Source organism: Psychrobacter sp. PG1, from assembly GCF_014897815.1.
In the GTDB taxonomy this organism is placed as follows: Bacteria; Pseudomonadota; Gammaproteobacteria; order Pseudomonadales; family Moraxellaceae; genus Psychrobacter.
Genome location: NZ_JABUZG010000058.1, coordinates 61,303 through 81,720 on the forward strand (window position 1 = coordinate 61,303; position 20,418 = coordinate 81,720).

Below are 20,418 nucleotides of genomic sequence, written 5' to 3' on the forward strand. Positions count from 1 at the left end.
ACAAGGAGTTACAACGTGAGTAATAAAATGAAAGCGGCCGTGCTGCATGAATTCGGACAACCCTTAGAAATTGAAGAAGTAGATATTCCAACCGCAGGTGCTGGTCAAATCGTCGTAAAAATGCAGGCATCAGGTGTCTGTCATACCGATTTGCATGCCATTGAGGGCGATTGGCCAGTGAAACCTAGCCCACCGTTTATCCCAGGCCACGAAGGCGTTGGTCTTATCACCGCCGTTGGTGACAATGTGCATCATGTCAAAGAAGGCGACCGAGTCGGTATCCCTTGGCTCTACTCTGCTTGTGGACACTGTACCCATTGCTTAGGTGGTTGGGAAACCTTATGCGAAAGCCAACAAAACTCTGGTTATTCTGTAAACGGCAGCTTTGCAGAATATGTACTAGCAGATGCCAACTATGTCGGCATCATCCCTGAAAGCGTTGACTCTATTGAAATTGCACCAGTGTTGTGTGCAGGTGTTACGGTCTACAAAGGTCTTAAAATGACCGACACCAAGCCAGGCGATTGGGTCGTCGTTTCAGGTATTGGCGGACTCGGTCATATGGCAGTTCAATATGCCATTGCAATGGGATTGAACGTTGCTGCTGTGGATATTGATGACGAAAAACTGGCATTCGCTAAAAAACTGGGTGCCAAAGTCACTGTTAATGCGAAAAATACTGACCCTGCTGAATATCTACAAAAAGAAATCGGCGGTGCTCACGGTGCGCTCGTGACAGCAGTATCTTCAAAAGCCTTTGATCAAGCATTAGGCATGTTACGACGCGGTGGTACTTTAGTCTGTAATGGTCTACCAACGGGCGAATTCCCAGTATCCATTTTTGATACTGTTTTAAACGGTATTACCATTCGTGGCTCAATCGTTGGTACGCGTCTCGACTTGCAAGAGTCGCTAGACATGGCAGCAGCAGGCAAAGTAAAAGCCACCGTTGCCGCTGAGCCACTAGAAAATATCAATGATATCTTTGATCGTATGCGTGATGGCAAAATCGAAGGTCGCATTGTCATTGACTATAGTCTGTAGCAACAATTATGTAGCCACATGTTTTATGACATTTTGAGACTCGTAACACCGTCTCAATGACTGTCTAGAGTAATCATCAGTAAAGGGTCGTATCGTTTTCAACCACATATGATAAATGATGTGAGTGAATATGATGCGACCCTTTATTTTCTACTCAGTATGATTATGAAAGATATCCGTTCGGGTCTAACGATAAGGAAATCATTATGAACGTCACAGCGACAGAGTCCTGCAAAGCATTAATCGACTTACTAAAATCTAAGCACGGTGAGCTGATGTTTCATCAATCAGGCGGCTGCTGCGATGGCAGTTCACCCATGTGTTATCCATTGGGCGAATTTAAAGTAGGCGGACAAGACGTACTCATCGGTGAGCTGGTTGGCTGTCCATTTTATATGGGTAAAGCTCAGCATAAGCTCTGGCAACATACCGATCTAACGATAGATGTGGTCGATGGACGCGGAGCCAGTTTTTCGCTTGAAATACCAGAAGGTAAGCGCTTTATCGTACGTTCAGAGATATGTGCTGTATAAGTTTAAATAGCATCCACCAGCGTTTTAACGACCTAGTATTGTTTTGCCATGCCATATGTTGATCGATAAACACCCCTTAGTCATTTTTATTTTATTATTCAAGCAAAATAATAGATACTGTAATGCGTACCCTATTTCAATAAACGCGTTTTAACGAGCACGTTTTACTCAGCATGGATGCTAGAAGGAATGTAAAATGGAATTTGATAAAAAATTTGATTACGTCATCGTTGGTGGTGGTTCAGCTGGCTGCGTACTTGCTAGCCGATTAACAGAAAACCCAGACATTAGTGTCTGCTTATTAGAATATGGCGGTGAAGGCAAAGACCTTGCTGTCCGTGTCCCTGTTGGACTGATTTTGATGGTGCCAGGCAAGCCACTGAAACTGAATAATTGGTGCTTTCACACCACGCCGCAGACGCACCTGAATGACCGCCGTGGCTTCCAACCACGTGGTCAATGCTTAGGCGGTTCATCCGCTATCAATGCCATGATTTATACGCGTGGTAGTGCGCTCGATTATGAACGTTGGGTAGAACAAGGCTGTACTGGCTGGGGATTTGATGATGTACTGCCCTACTTTATCAAAGCAGAAAATAATATTCATGGTAGCGGCGAGCTACATGGTGATAGCGGACCGCTGCATGTAAGTGACTTACTGAGTCCACGTGATATCTCCAAAGCATTCGTAGAAGCCGCCATCACCAATGGTTTAGATCATAATCAAGATTTTAATGGCGAAAAGCAAGACGGTACAGGGCTATATCAAGTCACCCATTTTCATGGCGAAAAACAAGGTCAACGCTGCTCTGCGGCGGCGGCTTATCTACATCCAGTACAAAACCGATCAAATCTGACCGTCATCACCCACGCCCAAGCCAACCGCGTCATCTTTGAAGACAAACAAGCCGTTGGTGTCGCTTATGAAAAAGATGGCGTCGAGCATGCGGTTATGGCGCGTCATGAAGTGATATTATCTGGGGGCACTTTTGGCTCACCCAAAGTCCTGATGTTGTCAGGTATTGGACCTGCTGAGCATCTACAATCGCATGGCATCGACGTCGTGGTAGATGCGCCCGATGTTGGTGGTAATCTACAAGATCACTTAGATGTCGTTTTTGATTACGAGGTCAATACCACTGACGTCATCGGTATTGGTATGGCGACGATTTCGACATTGACCAAAAGTATTCGGCAGTGGAGAAAGGATGGTACAGGCCTCTTGTCTACCAACTATGCTGAAGCGGGCGCGTTCTTTAGTGTCGGTGATGATCCAAAAGAGTGGCCAAATACCCAACTGCACTTTGTCATATCCCGCGTGATTGAGCACGGTCGTGATCTCAGACGTGGCTTTGCGGTCTCTTGTCACAGTTGCTACCTACGCCCTGAAAGCCGCGGTACGGTCAGACTGGACTCCGCCGACCCCTCAGACTCGGTATTGATTGATCCAAACTACCTCTCGCACCCAAAAGATGTGGAATATATGATTGCAGGCGCGGAGCGTACGCGCGCCATCATGCAAGAATCACCCATCGCCAAATATATTACTGAAGACTACCCTGCCCCCTATATCGAAAAAGACGGTATGCTCGGCTATATTCGCAACAAGTCAGATACCATTTATCATCCTGTCGGCACTTGCCGTATGGGCTCAGACAGCAATTCAGTCGTCGATTTGCAATTAAAAGTACGCGGCGTAAATGGCTTAAGGGTCATCGATGCCTCAATCATGCCGACTTTAATCAGCGGTAATACCAATGCGCCAACGATTATGATTGCCGAAAAACTCGCAGACCTTATCAAAGCAAATCATGGTCATATCGAACGAATCACGCCATAAAACATGAGAAGATATGCGTCTTATAATTAGTATTTTTATTTAAGAAACTTATTTACTAAAACCTTATATTCAATAAAATGAAAATAAGTAGATTGTATAAAAGTTTAACCCATATTTTTTCGTGGTCATTTTATCAGCATTTCTAAAATAAGGAGAAACTCTAACAAATTCAGCAATAAAGATAGTAAAACAGAACGTTTTCTATCAAATTAGCTTACAGATGTCTTGCATTACCACTGTTGAACAGAGTATATTTAAACCACTTATTTATATCGATATTTTTTGCAAATCTGAATAATGGTTAATATAGCCTGAAATATTTTTTATTTTGCATATTAGAAACACGATATAAACAATTGCTTTAAAGGGAATTAAAAGCACGCTCATTATATTTATGGGTCAAAAACGATCTTATAAATATATTGGCGACTATTTATCATTACATAGGATGTAATAATGCAAAAATCACTCTTCAAACTGACGATGTTGGCGACAGTTATTCTAGGCATCAGTGCCTGTAGCGGCGACAACAAAACCACCGATGAATCTGCTGCCAGCTCAGATGCTAAAGCAGCCAAAACCTTACTTTATTGCTCAGAAGGTAGTCCAGCTGGATTCGATCCAGCACAATACACTGCAGGTACAGATTTTGATGCGAGCGCCTTTCCCATCTACAACGGCTTAGTAGAATTCAAAAGAGATGGTACTGAGATTCAGCCAGCCTTAGCTGAAAGCTGGGATATTAGTGAAGACGGCAAGACTTATACCTTTAACCTACGTAAAGGGGTTAAATATGGTAAGACCGATTACTTTACCCCAACCCGTGATTTCAACGCAGATGATATTGTCTTTACTCTAGAGCGTATCACCAATCCAGAGTTTGAATTTAATAAAGCCTATCCTGCTGAGTTCCCCTATTCGGTCGGTATGGGGCTACCTGATATTATCTCCAATATCGAAAAAGTTGATGACTCTACCGTCAAAATCACCCTAAGCGAAACCAATGCGCCATTTTTACAGAACCTAGCGATGCCATTCGCTTATATCGATTCTGCTGAGTATGCAGAAAAGTTAATGGCTTCTGGTAATGCTGCTGATATCAACACCAAACCCGTTGGTACAGGACCTTTCGTCTTTACTTCTTATCAAAAAGACGCGCAAATTCGTTATACCAAAAATCCAGACTACTGGAACAAAGATGATATTCATATTGATAATCTAGTCTTTGTCATCACCAAAGATTCAGCAGTTCGTGCCCAAAAAGTGCAAGCAGGCGAATGTCATGTGTCCGCTTATCCAAAACCTGCCGAAATTGACTCTGTCAAAAAATCTGGGAAGGCCACCGTTCTCGATCAACCTGGCTTTAACGTCGGCTATGTCGGCTATAACGTTGAAAAACCGAAGCTTAGCGACCTTAAGGTTCGCCAAGCATTAGACATGGCAATTAATAAAGACGCTATTATCAATGCGGTTTATCAAAGCGAAGGATTAAAAGCCACCAATCCTATGCCGCCCACACAATGGGGTTACGACAAATCTATCAAAGATGCGCCTTACGATGTGGAAAAAGCCAAGTCCCTTATAAAAGAAGCAGGCGCGGACAAACTTGCCATTAATCTATGGTATATGCCCGTTCAACGCCCGTACAATCCTAATGCCAAACTCATGGCTGAAATGCTACAAGCAGATTGGGCAAAAATTGGTGTCGATACCAAGCTTGTGACGTATGAATGGGGCGAGTATCTAAACCGCGCTGCTAAAGGTGAGCCTGATGTCATTCTAGCGGGCTGGACTGGTGACAATGGGGATCCTGATAACTGGCTTGGTACGCTACTATCTTGTGATGCGGTCGGTGGTAATAATTACTCACGTTGGTGTAATAAAGACTTTGACACTTTGGTGACTAACGCCCGTCAGATTACCAATCAGGATGAGCGCGTCAACGACTATGTACAAGCTCAGCAGATATTCAAAGAGCAGCTGCCTTGGACGACAATGGCGCATTCGGTGGTCACGGTATTCACCGCACCAAACGTCGTCGATTATAAAATTAGTCCGCTTGGCTCAATACGCTTCGATGGTGTAAAGGTTGAATAACCTGAGCTGACGACGTCCGGTAAGACATGCATGATTGTTTAATTGGTATTCGGCTGGGTCAGATACTCTGCTCCAGCCGTATTTATATGAGTTAAGCGCCTTATTAAGCATTTTGTCACCGACTCTCTCATCTCTGCCAACATTCTACTCATCGATCTCAAACGATTGAACCACAACTATTGAATTGAGCAGCCCATGCTACTTTACATTTTGCGTCGCATTGCCATTCTAATTCCTGTCTATCTTGGCTTAACACTATCGACATTCACCTTAATTCGGCTCGTCCCTGGAGATGCTGTCGAGATTATGATGGGTGAGCGTATGGTAGATCCAGAGCTACATGCTCGCGCGTTAGAAAGACTTGGCTTAGACAAACCCCTCATTGTCCAATATTGGGATTACTTAACCGGAATATTGACCGGTGATTTTGGTCAATCCTTTCGTACTCGTACTCCGGTATTACAAGATTTCTTTGCTCATTTTGTACCAACCTTAGAGCTGGCTTTGTGTGCCATTGTCATTGCCAGCGTTGTCGGTGTGAGCTTAGGTATCTTTGCCGCGCTACGACGTGGTACATGGATTGACTACACTCTAATGTCAGGGGCGCTGGCTGGCTACTCTATGCCCATCTATTTATTAGGGCCTATTCTCACGGGTATATTCGCCCATTATCTCGGCCTGTTACCCGTCGCCGGTGTCATATCTGTCGCGCAGTTTTTAGACGTCAAACCTTTATATGGATCATGGTTATTGGGCTCTTTAACATCAGGAGAACCTGGCGCGTTTTGGGACGTGGTAAAACACTTTATCCTACCGTCTATTGCCTTATCGACCATACCACTCGCAATGATTGCACGCATGACACGCTCGGCGATGCTAGAGGTGTTAGATGAGGACTACGTGCGTACAGCGCGCGCCAAAGGCATATCGCCGCGCCGCGTGATATTGGTACACGTCATGCGCAATGCCCTGATAACTGTGGTGACGGTGATTGGTTTACAGATGGCGACCTTGCTCGCGGGGGCTATTATCACTGAGACTATCTTTAGTTGGCCAGGTGTTGGTAATTGGCTGCTCGATGGGTTTTTCACTCGTGATTATCCTATCGTGCAAAACGGTATTTTATTGGTCGCCACCGCCCTGATTTTGGTTAGTTTATTTATTGATATTTTGTATGGTCTTATCAATCCGCGTATTCGACATACTTCTTAATTTAACATTGATAAATACTCATATTATAAATAGTGGTTATTAGTGTTTGTATGGTCTTGAGTGAGTTTTAGCACATTTTAAATGATTGCTAGAAATGGAACTCTACATACTTGTAACGCGTTAGCCACTATAGGAACTGCTCATGAAGCCTTCTGTTCTTCCCTCTGATATCAATCTTATGGCCGCCACACCGCCGTCATCTTGGCAGCTATTTTTATCGACATTCTGCCGAAATAAAGGCGCGGTGCTTGGTTTTATTGTACTGGCATTGATGGTCATTATTGCCATCCTTGCGCCTGCCATTGCGCCCCATGACCCTTACGAGTTATTTACTGGTCAAGAGCAGTTGCCGCCTGCCTTTCTAGATGGCGGCAATACAATGTTTTGGCTAGGCACGGATGATGCTGGCCGAGATACATTATCTCGGGTGATGTATGGCGCGCGTTATTCTCTATTTATCGGTCTGAGCGCGACGACTCTTGCCATGTTAGTCGGTGTTTCATTAGGACTTAGTGCTGCATTTTGGCCCAAGGTTTGGGGCAAAGCCGTCATGCTGGTCAATGATATTTTGATGTCTTATCCGAGCTTGCTATTGGCGATCATTATCGCCGCCATCCTAGGTCCTTCGATGACCAATACGATTATTACGATCGCCTTGGTCTGTACGCCACCTTTTATTCGGCTGACTCGTGCTACCGCGATGGTAGAGCTACAGCGTGAGTATTTTATCGCTTCGCAAGTGATGGGTGCTGGCGTGTTGCGTTTATTGTTTATCACCATTTTGCCCAACTGTATGGCACCGCTCATCGTGCAGGCGACGATGATTTTCTCGTCTGCTATTTTAGAAGCAGGCGCGATTGGTTTCTTAGGCTTTGGTGTACAGCCACCCGATGCAGAATGGGGCGCGATGCTCGGTACGGCGCGTCAATATATTCAGAGTAATGTTTGGCTAGCGATTTGGCCCGGTGTCGCTATTTTCTTAGCCGCATTGTCGATTAACTTGACTGGTGATGGCCTACGCGATGCGCTAGATCCCAAATTAAAGCAGGTGACCTAAGATGACTGAACCATTAATTAAAACGCCTACCACTCACACTTCTATGAATGACGCATCAAAAAAAGAATCACCATTACTGTTAGATATTGAAAATCTTTCGGTTACTTTCGGGCAAGGGGTGCGCGCTTTTCGTGCAGTCGATGATGTGTCGTTAAAGATTACACAAGGCGAAGTCATCGCAGTCGTGGGTGAATCTGGCTCGGGTAAGTCGGTCACTATGATGGCACTGATGGGGCTACTACCACCCTCTGCAACTGTCCGTTCCAAGCGCGTTATGTTCGATGATAAAGACATGCTCAGTATGTCAGCAAAAGAAAAACGCGGCATCATTGGCAAAGACATCTCAATGATCTTTCAAAATGCTATGTCTTGCTTAAATCCAAGCTTTACGGTTGAGATGCAACTGGGTGAAGTCTTACGCAAGCATCTTGGTTTGCGAGGCTCAGCCGTACAGGCGCGTATCCTAGAGCTGCTAGAGTTGGTCGAAATGCCCGATGCCAAAAACCGACTCAAGGTTTATCCGCATCAGCTATCAGGCGGTATGAGTCAACGAGTTATGATTGCGATGGCAATTGCTTGTGAGCCAAAGCTTCTGATCGCCGATGAACCTACCACCGCGCTCGATGTCACAGTACAAGCGCAAATAATGGACTTGCTAAGCCGATTGCAACGCGAAAAACAAATGGCGATGATACTGATTACCCACGACTTGGGTTTAGTCGCGCAAAACTCGCGTGATGTCGCGGTCATGTATGCCGGACAAGTGGTCGAAACCAGTACCGTGCCGGAGATTTTCCAAAAGCCTGCTCACCCTTATACGGAGGCCTTGCTGCAAGCTATCCCTGAACTGGCTATTGGTCAAGATAGATTGAACAGCTTACCCGGTGTCGTACCCAGCCAATATGATCGCCCGAGTGGTTGCTTATTGTCTCCTCGCTGCCCGTACAAAGAGCCCGCTTGTGAAGTGCCGCCGCCCATATTGGATACTCCTAATGGCAAAGTGCGCTGTATTCATGCAGAATTACCGAGCGCTCCTTCTCACCTATCCACCTCTCACGCTGCTACCTTGGAGTCACAAGTATGAGTAATAAAGTGGTACTGAAAGCAGACAACCTACACAAGCATTACCCGGTATCTCAAGGTTTGGGTAAAGCAAAAGCCTATGTGAAAGCGCTCAATGGTATCTCGTTCGAGCTGCAAGCTGGCAAGACGTTAGCCGTCGTTGGTGAGTCCGGCTGCGGCAAATCCACCCTTGCCCGCCAGTTGACACTGATTGAAGAGCCTACACATGGTGAGCTATTCATCAACGATGAAGGTGCCACTGGCTATAGTAGAAAAGCGCTAAAAGAGTTGCGTACTGAAATTCAAATGGTCTTTCAAAACCCTTATGGTAGCTTAAATCCGCGTCATACTATTGGCTATCAATTGACAGAACCACTGGATATCCATACCAAACTGTCTAAAGAAGAAAAGCGCGACAAAATCAACGAGATGATGAGACATGTTGGTCTACGTCCCGAACACGCTGGTCGTTACCCACATATGTTTTCGGGTGGTCAGCGTCAACGTATTGCCCTCGCCCGCGCGATGATGCTCAACCCTAAAATTGTCGTCGCTGATGAGCCAACTTCTGCACTCGATGTATCGATTCAAGCGCAAGTCTTGAACCTATTTATGGATTTGCAGGATGAGTATCGTACTGCTTACGTTTTTATCTCACACAATCTGTCGGTCGTACGTCATGTCGCTGATGATGTGATGGTGATGTATTTAGGTCAGGCAGTTGAGCATGGCCCGAAAGAAGCAATTTATAACGCGCCAAAACATCCATATACTATCGCTCTGTTGGCTGCCGCGCCAACGGTAAATGGTCATAAGAATGATTTGACCCTACAAGGCGAGTTGCCAAGCCCGCTCAATCCACCGACTGGCTGCGCCCTGCACAAACGCTGCCCATATGCCAAACAGCAATGTAGCGAGATAGAGCCACAACTGCGTGAATGGGATGGCCGACTGGTTGCTTGTTTACGCTTGGAAGAAATATATGGGTAAGCGATATTTTATGTGTAGCAGCCAATTAGCTTGCGCTGTTCTGCTAGCGATGACGGCTGCCCAAGCCAATGACTCTACTGGCTATATCGGTACGGGCGGTGTTGAGTATCTTAAAAATAAAAATATCAGTATGCATAGTGAAGATTTATATATCTCAAAAGATAAAATTCGCGTCAATTATGAGTTTAAAAACTTAAGCAATAAAGATATTACCGAAACCATTTTATTTCCTATGCCCGCTGTTCCTAGTTTTACAGGCTCAGATTTTGCTGATACTAGCGAAACTTATAATAATTTTAAACTTTGGGTCAATGGCAAACCCATTGATCCAGAACTACATGTTCGCACTTTTATGTACCCAATAGTCGTCAAAGACAGTGATAGAACCTATGCGAACACCTCTGTCGATACGACTGAAATATTCAAGTCCTGTGGTCTTAACGAGGCTGATATGATGGGGCCTTGGACATATCAAGTGGACACTGAATATGTCAATCAACGGCTTTTAGATTGTAATAACAAGGCATTAGATAAATTCATCTATGATAGAGAAAGTCTTTATATACCTTGGGATTCGCAGGTGATCTATAGTTGGGAGCAAAAATTCAAAGCCAATGCGACGACCAAAATCAAGCATTCATATACACCGCTTGTGGGTGGCTCAGTTCATCTAGGTCAAGAAGGATTCCCAAATTTTTGCGTAGATGCTTCAACTCAAAGAGGATTTCACAAGAATGGTAGTCGCCCTTATCATGCCTTAAGCTATATATTGACTACGGGGGCTAACTGGGCAAAACCGATTAGCAATTTCAAACTTACCGTAGAACGCGATCCTAATGAATTAGTGTCGTTTTGCTGGAAAGGAAAGGGTAAAGTCACAAAGGTAAGCGCGACGACGTTTGAGATTAAAGAGACTAACTTTATGCCAACGCACGATTTTGATGTCGCTTTTATTATGAAGTAGCCGTTAGTTTATAGAGTACGTCTAGCGCATCGATAAAACTTGTTTCGACGGTCATCTTGTCGCTGGGTTTTCGTGAACAAAACCAAGCAAAAAAACAAAAATATGAGCCTCAGCATCTGATGCTTTAAAAGTGGGGAAATATGCGAAGTATGGGTCGGTGTTCTTTAAAGGCTAAGCAATATTTACTACACCTCGGCACTTTGGAAACTGCGCGCAGCCATAAAAGAATTGTCCTTGGCGTGCGCCTTTCTTTGCAGTGCGTTTAACCATCTCTCCATTACATTTCGGGCAAGTTGGCGCTTGGACGAGATTAGCAGTAGGGTTTGTCGCCTCAAATATTGTAGGTGCTTCCACTTGTGGCTCAGGCTCTACAATCTCAAACGGTGTAAGGAACGCTTTATTGTCCATATCATATGGTGTATTTGTCTGCTGAATATTCAGACTCTCAGTTAGTAACTCGCTAGATTCAATCTCAGTCTGACCTGACCATCGCAGCACTTCTCGGCTTTTCAGCGTGGCTCGTTTAGCGGTTTCTTTTATTACCGGCTCGAGTGTAGGCTTACTGGCAGTTTTAGCAATTGTTTTATCAGTAGAGTTACTGCTAGGCTGTTTGTTTGAGGGGCTATGCTTGTCTTTTAGATAGGCTTTATGCTCTCTATTGGTGCGCCAAGATTTGCTAAATCTGTTGCTATTAATCTGCTCAACGATAGACTTAACCTCGTCTTCAGTCAGTATTTCATCCTGCTTTTGCTTCACATAAGACACCATCCCACTCGTCAATACGTGTTCGGGTAACTCATCACGGGTTTTTAGCTCGCACTCACCGATGAAAGCAATCATCGAATGGAAGTAGCTCAGCTCCAACCCCAATAAATCTGCAAGCGTCTTAATATGTAGATAATTTTGGCGTAGTGGGTTTTGGAATTTGAACTTACTTCCATTTGGGAATACTTGTGTCCACTGTCGTTGGTTCTCACTACCATATATCCAGCCTTTATAATTCTTGGTTTCGATGACAAAGATGCCGTATACAGAGACGATAATATGATCGATTTGGGTACTGCCACCATTGGCTCTTGGCAAGGTAATACCGTTTAATCGGTGATAGACATCTTTTTCAAGTTTTAGCCACATGACGACATTGATAACGGTCTCGCCTAGAAAGCCTTTGAAAGTGGATTTGAGGGACATGGTTTTTTTCTTGAAAGTGGTTATGAAAAAATAAATAACGTTCAATATCAATATACTAATTACTTTTGGTTAAAATTACCGATCTACAATTGCTGTTCTGACGATAGTTAAACCAATGACGCCAAGCAACGCCCCTGTAACTTTATCGATGTAATAAGCAACTTGGGTAAATTTAGCGCGTACTTTGCGAGTCGACAATAGAAATATGACAGCAGTGTCCCATACGAATACCACAACAGTCATCCAAATACCTAAGCCTAATTTGAACACAAAACTTATTTCTGGTGTCAATACTACAGTGAATAAACTGAGATAAAAGAGTAGATTTTTAGGATTAAATATTCCAGACAAAAACCCTGCAGTAAATTCCTTTAAAAAAGTTGTCTTAGGTATATTTGAATGGGCTGATTGGGCTACCTGAAATTGGTCATACGCATCTTTTCGTGCGCGTAAAGCCTGTATCCCAAGGTACATTAAAAACAACCCACCAATGATTTTTAGCGTAATCATAATAGGTGCAGAGGCGGCTAAAATTGAGCCAACACCAATTAGACATAGACCAATGTACACTGCATTAGCAAAGGTGATACCGAGCGCAACCCCTATTGCGTCTTTACTGTCGTTCTTAATCGCACTCTTTACGATCAATACAAAATCTGGTCCAGGACTCAATAGTGCAAGAAAATGCGCCAAGCCGACCGTGATAAAAATACTCAACAAATCCCAGTTCATAATTATTCCGTACTCTGTTTTTTTTAATTATGGACTAAATACCACTATGAATACACTGATTATTTAGCCAATAAAAAAAGCCACCAGATTTCTCTAGCAGCTTTTTTATTTATAACTTTTTTAACGAATTATACCAAACTATTTACCGCTTCAACCACAGCATCAGTGGTAATACCAAACTCTTTGTATAACTGATCTGCAGGGGCAGATTCGCCATAAGTGGTCATGCCAATGACTTTGCCATCTAGACCAACGAACTTATACCAGTAATCTACGTGAGCGGCTTCTACTGCTACACGAGCACGGATATTGGCAGGCAATACCGCTTCACGGTAGCTAGTATCTTGCTCAACGAAAATCTCTGCACATGGCATAGAGACCACACGGACGCCAACACCATTTGCGCTCAACGCTTCATATGCTTCCATCGCTAGGCCAACTTCTGAACCAGTTGCGATGATGATGGCTTGTAGTTCGCCCTGCTCTTTCGCAAGTACATAACCACCTTTGGTAATGTTCGCTACTTGCTCGCTATCCCGTGCTTGATGTGGCAAGCTCTGACGGCTAAAGATCAATGCTGATGGGTTGTTTTCTGATTTGATAGCTTCTACCCAAGCGCTTGCAGATTCAGTCGCATCACACGGACGCCATGTACGTAGGTTTGGCGTAGTACGTAGGCTAGTCAATTGCTCAACTGGCTGATGAGTTGGGCCATCTTCACCCAGACCGATAGAGTCATGAGTATAGACATGGATGACGCGCTGTTTCATAAGTGCACCCATGCGTACCGCGTTACGTGCGTATTCCATAAACATTAAGAAAGTCGCGACGTAAGGGATAAAGCCGCCATGCAATGCGATACCATTGGCAATCGCGGTCATACCGAACTCACGTACGCCATAATAGATATAGTTGCCGTCAGCGTCTTTTTCGATGCCTTTTGCGCCTTTGAATAGTGTTAGGTTTGAGCCAGCGAGATCCGCTGAACCACCTAGCAATTCTGGTAATAATGGCTGTAAGGTATTGATAGCATTTTGACTGGCTTTACGACTGGCGACATCGCCACCCGCTTCTTGCGTTTGCTGAATATAGGCTTTTGCTTGGCTATCAAAGTCAGCAGGCAAATCGCCATTTAGACGGCGTAACAACTCAGCTGCTAGTTCAGGATAGGCTTTCTTATAAGCGTCAAAGTCCGCATCCCAGTTCTTTTGTTGTACGTCGCCTTTGGCTTTAGCATCCCATGCTTCATAGATTTCATCATCTAATTCAAATGGAGCATGCTTCCAAGACAATGCATCACGAGTCAAGGCGATTTCATCATCACCTAGTGGTGCGCCATGACTGGCTGCTAGACCTTGCTTGTTCGGGCTACCCGCACCGATCGTGGTTTTACAAATCAGAAGACTTGGTTTAGTAGTCTCTTTTAGCGCTTGTTCAGTTGCTTGCGTGATTGCTTCGGCATCATGACCATCGACTTTGATAACTTGCCAACCATAAGACTCAAAACGCGCTTGCGTATCATCTGTGAACCAGCCTTCAACATTACCATCGATAGAGATGCCATTGTCATCATAGAAGAAGACCAGCTTGCCAAGACCTAACGTGCCAGCCAGCGAACACACTTCATGACTGATACCTTCCATCAAGCAACCATCGCCTAAGAATGCATAGGTATTATGGTCAACGATGTTATGGCCGTCACGATTGAACTGCGCGGCTAGAGTTTTTTCAGCGATTGCAAAACCAACGGCATTAGCAATACCCTGTCCTAATGGACCGGTAGTCGTTTCAACACCTGGTGTGTAGCCAAGCTCAGGATGACCTGGGGTTTTTGAATGCAGCTGACGGAACCCTTTCAGATCATCAACGCTGACATCATAACCAGATAAATGCAGCAATGAGTAAATAAGCATTGAGCCATGACCGTTCGATAAGACAAAGCGATCACGGTTGTGCCACTGTGGATCGGTTGGGTTGTGCTTCAAAAACTTGCGCCACAAAACTTCGGCAATATCGGCCATACCCATTGGCGCGCCTGGATGTCCAGAGTTGGCTTTTTGAACCGCATCAAACGACAGTACACGGATGGCATTGGCTAATTTACGTTCGCTAATTGGAGCTGGCATAGAGTTTCCTAGTATTGGGCTAAGAGGAGAGTTTACTCAAAGGAGTATAAGCATAAGGACGCCAAATGCGTCCCTAAGTTATAGACTATAAAATCAAAGTGTAATATTAACATATTTGCTATGAGGCTAGCTAAGAATGCGGTGACAAGACCGTTTATATTTAGCAATGACTCACATCAATTTTGTTAAACCATAAGCAGTGATAGGTTTTGATTTAAGTGATAAGTAACAAGCTGCGAGCGAACTAAACGGCAAGCAGCTCATTACCTACAGACCATTTATTAAACTGAAATAGTCTCAGCACCGCCCATAAACGGACGCAATACTTCTGGAATGGTGATACTACCATCAGCATTTTGATGATTTTCCATGACTGCCAATAGTGTACGACCCACTGCCAAGCCTGAACCATTTAGCGTGTGTGCTAAGCTGGTTTGTTTGCCATCCTTGACACGCGTACCCATACGGCGCGCTTGGAAGTCACCACAGTTAGAGCAGCTTGAGATTTCACGATAGGTATCTTGGCTCGGTAACCATACTTCGATGTCATAAGTTTTTTGCGCTGCAAAGCCCATATCACCTGTACATAACTGCACAGTGCGGTATGGCAGATTAAGCTGCTGCAAGATATATTCGGCTTGTCCAGTCATTGCTTCTAATAAGTCATCAGACTGCTCAGCCGTGGCAATATTAACCATCTCGACTTTTTCAAACTGATGCTGACGGATCAAACCACGAGCATCACGGCCATGTGAGCCTGCCTCACTACGGAAACAAGGCGTATGCGCGGTAAACTTAAGTGGCAGCTCGCTAATATCCAAACGCTCGCCACGTACCAAGTTGGTCATTGGCACTTCGGCAGTAGGGATAAGATAAAAATCCATGTCTTCATTGTTTGTATGATTTTTGAGCTTAAACAAATCATCTTCAAACTTAGGCAACTGCCCCGTACCTTTTAGGCTGTCTGAATTCACAATATAAGGCACGTACGTTTCAAGATAGCCGTACTTCATAGTATGGGTATTGAGCATAAACTGAATCAGGGCGCGATGCATTTGCGCCAACTGTCCTTTTAGTACATTAAAGCGGCTACCAGTCAGCTTGGTCGCTGCTTCAAAGTCGAGCATACCAAGTGTTTCGCCAATATAAGTGTGATCTTGAATTTCAAAATCAAACGTACGAGGCGTGCCCCACTTGCGCACTTCTACGTTATCCTCTTCTGACGTACCCACTGGCACATCGGCTGCTGGAATATTTGGAATTTGCATAGCAGCTTTGTTGATACGCTCTTGTAGAGTGCGCAGCTCGTCTTCGGCTGTTTTAATCTCACCGCTGACATTCTGCATCTCAGCCAATAGCTCACTGGCATCTTCGCCTGACTTTTTCAAAGCACCCACTTGCTTAGCACCCGCATTACGGCTCGACTGCAACTCTTCGGTTTTGATCTGCAAAGATTTACGTTCTGACTCAACTGTTTGCCAAAAATCTATGTCAAGTGCATAACCACGAGTGGCCAGTTGCTGTTGTAAATCGCTTAAATCGCCGCGTAAGAGTTTTGGATCAATCATAATAGTTGCCTGTAACGCTAGAAGTGAGGAAGAGGTTCGAAAGTGTTATTTTTAAAGATACTGTTTTTAAAGGTGCTGATTTTATCAAAATAAGTGATAGCCGCTATAATACCAAGACACAGCAGATTTGACCATGTTTTGACCGCTGCTGATTGAATTTTCATTTATTACTTTCATTATCCGTAGCCAGTTACATTTGCTTTAAATGCATCTCTCAAAGTTCAGCTCACCTCAATAAGCCTCGCCCATCCTTATTAAAACCATTAATATCACCTCTATCAACGAACAGAGCGGCTTATATGTTTCATTTAGGGGTACTTTTCGGTAAGATAAGCGCATACCTTTTATTCGACTTCTAGCCAAGTACGACGTAGCTGCTACGTTTTGTCGATTTAAACCCAACACTTTCAATACAAGTATTTGAGAAACCTTTATGGCCTTGTACCCCTATACGCTACAACCTGTCGCCTTAAACCTAACTGAGGCAGAATTTCATCAAGCACAATACGAGCTATTTGCCAGTGCCAGCCCTTCTTTCGGTCTAAAAAGTATCAAAATGAAAGAATGGATCATTATGGCGGTAACCGTGGTACTAGCGATCGCAGGGTTGGTTTTTGTGACAGGCTACTCAACCATTATCTTTTGGCTGATGCTAGTTTCAGTCGTCATTTATTTACTGGTTCGTACCCTTGGCTTTAAATGGTATGTGAAAAGAGAGTTTGACAAGCAAGTGGCCGATCAAGAAATGCCAGACGAGATGCGTCAGATGAAATTGGGCGTACAAAAGCATGGCCTCGTCATGGCGATGCCAGTGAATCAGCCTGACACATTTAATAACAACCAAATGCGCGGCATGCAAATGCGAGCAGGCACAACCCAGCAAGCCGTCATTCCATGGTCAGCTGTCAAAAGCTGGGATGAGACGGACGACTATATCTTTATGATGTTTGAGATGAAAGGTCAACAAGGCAGCCAAATTGTGCCAAAACGCTTAGAAGCACAGAAGTTTCCGATCGATACGGTACGTCAGCATTTGCAAGAAGTTATCCCCGTCAAAGGCTTAAATCCTGAAAACTTACAGCCGCCAGCATAAAATAGTAGAAAACTTCTTTATCGCTTATTATATGAGCGATAAAGAAGTGATCAATAAATAAATGATCAATAAATAAATGATCAATAAAAAATACTTTTTACAAAATCAATCGTAATTATAAATTTATTGAAATTAACTTATCGATGGTGCTCTGCTATTATAATAGTTATAAGAATAAAGGTGATAATTGCTCTAAATTATATGAATGTATAGCTATGATTTTAGCTTAAGCTGACGCCATTCTATAAGGCAGTTTTATCATACTATTTTCTAAGATTGTTACTTTTTAAGGCTGAAAAGCGTTAATATATTAACGAGCATAGTAATGCAGCACACGAGTTGCTACACTTCTCATCTTCTTCATTTAATGTTTTATCTCAACACTCAAACTATAAGGATAATATTATGAGTAACGCTACTAATCAAATCGGTCTAGAAAAAGCTGACATGAGCGAAGTCATTGCACAACTAAACAATTTATTGTCAACTTATCACGTATTTTATTTAAACGTCCGTGGCTATCACTGGAATGTAAAAGGTGAGCATTTTTTCACCTTGCATCCAAAATTTGAAGAATTGTATACTGCGCTACAATTACAAATTGATGAAATTGCTGAGCGTATCTTAACTTTGGGCGGCACACCGCTGCATGCTTATAGCGATTTTACTCAGCATACTAGCATTCAAGAAGATAAAAACGTCAAAGATGGCAATGCTTGTGTGAAAGGCGTGGTAACTGGTTTACAAGCTTTGATTACAGAGCAGCGTAAAGTATCTGCTCTAGCAGCAGACAGCGAAGATCAAGGGACAGCTGATCTCGTAGATGCCTATGTACAAGAGCAAGAAAAGCTCATCTGGATGTATAACGCCTTTTTGGGTTAATCATTACTAATGAAACAGTACATCACTAGGGCGTGTCCTCATTTTAAAAATGGTGATAAAAATGAGATAAATTGCAGCTAAACAAGGAAGATAGCGCTGTTAATATCGAGATATTGATAAGCTATTTGACGATGTTTAACAAAATTTAGCCATTTTTAGCCCATTTAGAGAGTAATTGATTGAATTGAGGGCACGCCCTAAAATCTAGATCATAAAAAAGCACCTACTTTAGGTGCTTTTTTTGTGCTTGCTGTTGCTAATGAAACCTTATTTTTGCATCCATTGACGCATTTTTTCGCGCTCAGCAGGCGTGGCTTGTAACCAAATTTGCATAAATTGATCTAAGGTATTAGCAGATGAATTAACGCTAGTGGTTTGCTTAGTAGTCGCTACCGTACCCGTATTCACATTTGGTTGATCTAATGCGGCAATCGCACGCTGATTCTGTAGCTCTGCATCATCTGCCCCACCAAATACACCGCCGAATGCCTTGCCTAAACCTGACAACAATCCACCTTGATTACCAGCGATACCTTGCTGACTTGCAACCACAGTATTGTTTTTCTCTACTGCCAGTATCGGACGTTTGGCATATTCTTTAGCTGCTGCATACTCTTCTGGCTGATTCGGCATGGTCAGACGATAGGTTTGATTGTCCGCCAATTCTGCCGTCACGCTCACATTACCCGAACGTAAATAGTCATGCTCATCACGGCGCAAGTCATATAAGCGGTCATACTTCGCAGTAATCGCATGTTGACCCGGCTGAAGCGTAAACTTTTTAGTCAATGGTTGAAAAGCGCTCTGCTGCACTTCTTGCCCATTAATAGCCGTGACTTTGATATGGTCATCAACCAGTAGCGTTACTTCAGCATGCGACAGCATAGAGACAGAGCCTGCACCAATAAGCAACGTGCTGATGGTCAGTTTTTTTAGCAAAGAAGCATTGGATTTCATAAGTGATTCCATTAATAGTGAAAACGTTTTGGCAATAGTAAAAGCGTTTTGGATAAAAGACTTTAGTTGTTAATGCTAAAAATCGAGTGGCATCGTATGTTGATCTTGTTCCGCTGAATCGTTATCTACTTGTGTCTCTTGCGCAATATCAGCAAGCTCTGCTGCTAGTGTCTGCTCATCAATGGTACGCAATGCGTCAGTGATGACTGCTTTGGATATATTGCTACGCCCAAGGTTCGAAAACATCGGCTGAATATAATTGAGTACTTCCATCATCGCACCGATGCGATGTGGTCCTTCAGTAAGCAAATAATCAATAATTCGATCATCAAACTGCCAACCACGCCGACGCAAGATGGATTGTAATAACGCCTGACGGTCGGCTAAGTCATGACCATTGGGTACTTTAAACGTAGGTGCTTGTGCCAAACGAGTCAGCAAATCCCTCAATTGAAAGGGCAAATCACCAGCAGGCTTATTGGCTGCAAACAACAATTGACGCTGACCTTCACGACTGCGGTTAATCAAATGAAATAAGGCTTCTTGCCATTGACTGCTTTGCTCCAGCACCTCTAAATCATCGATCGCGATTAGATCGAAGTTTTCTAGAGAGGAGAGGACGTGCACATCGGTATGAATCAACTCATTGAGTGACAAACAAATCGCGGACTTGTCCATCTCAATAAATGACTCACAGATAGCAGATAATAAGTGCGACTTGCCCGTAGCAGGACTGCCAAATAGGTACAGCTGACCAATCAGGCCGACATGTAGTTGCCGCACTGCATCAATAATTGACATCCAACCAGGACCGGCGAAGTCACTTAGACTTGCATCATGCTTAATGTCCAGATTGAGACTTAGCTGTGCTTCTGCCATGAATCATCAACTCGTTTTGCGTAATGCAATAAATAAAAGGATAAATTATTAATAACTGTCTTTGAGATGCTCTTATACTACCTGATATAAACTTGCTGCGTTAGCATCTCGTTGTTTTAATCGAGAGTATATCTGAGAATTACCTAATCAAAAGTCATCTTGTTAACGACCAACTGGATAACGGCTGATAC

The 20,418-nt window shown here is 43.6% G+C and carries 17 protein-coding genes; 11 read left to right on the forward strand and 6 right to left on the reverse strand.

Translation table 11 applies throughout. From position 1 onward, the window contains the following. Positions 1-15: 15 nt before the first annotated feature. The 9 genes from adhP (at position 16) to INT03_RS09300 (ending at position 10,799) form a co-directional block, all read left to right on the forward strand. Positions 16-1,044, forward strand: coding sequence for an alcohol dehydrogenase AdhP (gene adhP, locus INT03_RS09260; RefSeq protein ID WP_193008724.1), 1,029 nt, complete (start codon positions 16-18; stop codon positions 1,042-1,044). A 206-nt stretch (positions 1,045-1,250) separates the two neighbouring features. Further along, positions 1,251-1,577, forward strand: coding sequence for a DUF779 domain-containing protein (locus INT03_RS09265; RefSeq protein ID WP_060491624.1), 327 nt, complete (start codon positions 1,251-1,253; stop codon positions 1,575-1,577). 196 nt (positions 1,578-1,773) lie between these two features. Further along, entirely contained in the window at positions 1,774-3,417 is a 1,644-nt protein-coding gene (locus tag INT03_RS09270; RefSeq protein WP_193008725.1) for a GMC family oxidoreductase, read from the forward strand. A gap of 456 nt (positions 3,418-3,873) precedes the next feature. Continuing rightward, positions 3,874-5,514: an ABC transporter substrate-binding protein gene (locus tag INT03_RS09275; protein WP_060491626.1), complete on the forward strand. Its 1,641-nt coding sequence runs from the start codon at positions 3,874-3,876 to the stop codon at positions 5,512-5,514. 195 nt (positions 5,515-5,709) lie between these two features. Continuing rightward, entirely contained in the window at positions 5,710-6,726 is a 1,017-nt protein-coding gene (locus tag INT03_RS09280; protein WP_193008726.1) for an ABC transporter permease, read from the forward strand. A gap of 142 nt (positions 6,727-6,868) precedes the next feature. Further along, on the forward strand, positions 6,869-7,783 hold the full coding sequence (locus tag INT03_RS09285) for an ABC transporter permease (protein ID WP_193008727.1): 915 nt from the start codon (positions 6,869-6,871) through the stop codon (positions 7,781-7,783). A gap of 1 nt (position 7,784) precedes the next feature. Beyond that, positions 7,785-8,867, forward strand: coding sequence for an ABC transporter ATP-binding protein (locus INT03_RS09290; protein WP_264298292.1), 1,083 nt, complete (start codon positions 7,785-7,787; stop codon positions 8,865-8,867). Next, positions 8,864-9,835 (forward strand): peptide ABC transporter ATP-binding protein, encoded by a 972-nt coding sequence (locus INT03_RS09295; protein WP_193008728.1) that lies wholly within the window; start codon positions 8,864-8,866, stop codon positions 9,833-9,835. Before INT03_RS09290 ends, INT03_RS09295 begins: the two co-directional genes overlap by 4 nt. Next, positions 9,828-10,799, forward strand: coding sequence for a DUF4424 family protein (locus INT03_RS09300; RefSeq protein WP_226950218.1), 972 nt, complete (start codon positions 9,828-9,830; stop codon positions 10,797-10,799). The genes INT03_RS09295 and INT03_RS09300 overlap by 8 nt, the downstream gene beginning before the upstream one ends. A gap of 171 nt (positions 10,800-10,970) precedes the next feature. On the opposite strand, the gene INT03_RS09305 is transcribed toward INT03_RS09300, so the two are convergent. The 4 genes from INT03_RS09305 to serS form a co-directional block, all read right to left on the reverse strand. Continuing rightward, a complete protein-coding gene (locus INT03_RS09305; RefSeq protein ID WP_193008729.1) occupies positions 10,971-11,990 on the reverse strand; it encodes an NERD domain-containing protein in 1,020 nt (339 codons plus the stop codon). A 75-nt stretch (positions 11,991-12,065) separates the two neighbouring features. Then, a complete protein-coding gene (locus INT03_RS09310) occupies positions 12,066-12,722 on the reverse strand; it encodes a LysE family translocator (RefSeq protein WP_193008730.1) in 657 nt (218 codons plus the stop codon). 128 nt (positions 12,723-12,850) lie between these two features. After that, on the reverse strand, positions 12,851-14,848 hold the full coding sequence (tkt, locus tag INT03_RS09315; RefSeq protein ID WP_193008731.1) for a transketolase: 1,998 nt from the start codon (positions 14,846-14,848) through the stop codon (positions 12,851-12,853). Positions 14,849-15,129: 281 nt separating this feature from the next. Beyond that, complete coding sequence (gene serS, locus INT03_RS09320) at positions 15,130-16,416, reverse strand: serine--tRNA ligase (protein ID WP_193008732.1); 1,287 nt, start codon at positions 16,414-16,416, stop codon at positions 15,130-15,132. Positions 16,417-16,849: 433 nt separating this feature from the next. Between serS and INT03_RS09325 the strand changes: the two genes are divergently transcribed. Both INT03_RS09325 and INT03_RS09330 read left to right on the forward strand, forming a co-directional pair. Next, the gene (locus INT03_RS09325) at positions 16,850-17,509 is read left to right on the forward strand and encodes a YcxB family protein (protein ID WP_055125130.1); all 660 of its coding nucleotides are present in this window, start codon (positions 16,850-16,852) and stop codon (positions 17,507-17,509) included. A 405-nt stretch (positions 17,510-17,914) separates the two neighbouring features. Continuing rightward, the gene (locus INT03_RS09330) at positions 17,915-18,391 is read left to right on the forward strand and encodes a Dps family protein (protein WP_045453127.1); all 477 of its coding nucleotides are present in this window, start codon (positions 17,915-17,917) and stop codon (positions 18,389-18,391) included. A 267-nt stretch (positions 18,392-18,658) separates the two neighbouring features. Here INT03_RS09330 and INT03_RS09335 read toward each other — a convergent pair whose 3' ends face one another. Further along, positions 18,659-19,348 (reverse strand): DUF2057 family protein, encoded by a 690-nt coding sequence (locus INT03_RS09335; protein ID WP_193008733.1) that lies wholly within the window; start codon positions 19,346-19,348, stop codon positions 18,659-18,661. 75 nt (positions 19,349-19,423) lie between these two features. Beyond that, on the reverse strand, positions 19,424-20,227 hold the full coding sequence (hda, locus tag INT03_RS09340) for a DnaA regulatory inactivator Hda (RefSeq protein ID WP_060491634.1): 804 nt from the start codon (positions 20,225-20,227) through the stop codon (positions 19,424-19,426). Between the last annotated feature and the right edge of the window lie 191 nt (positions 20,228-20,418).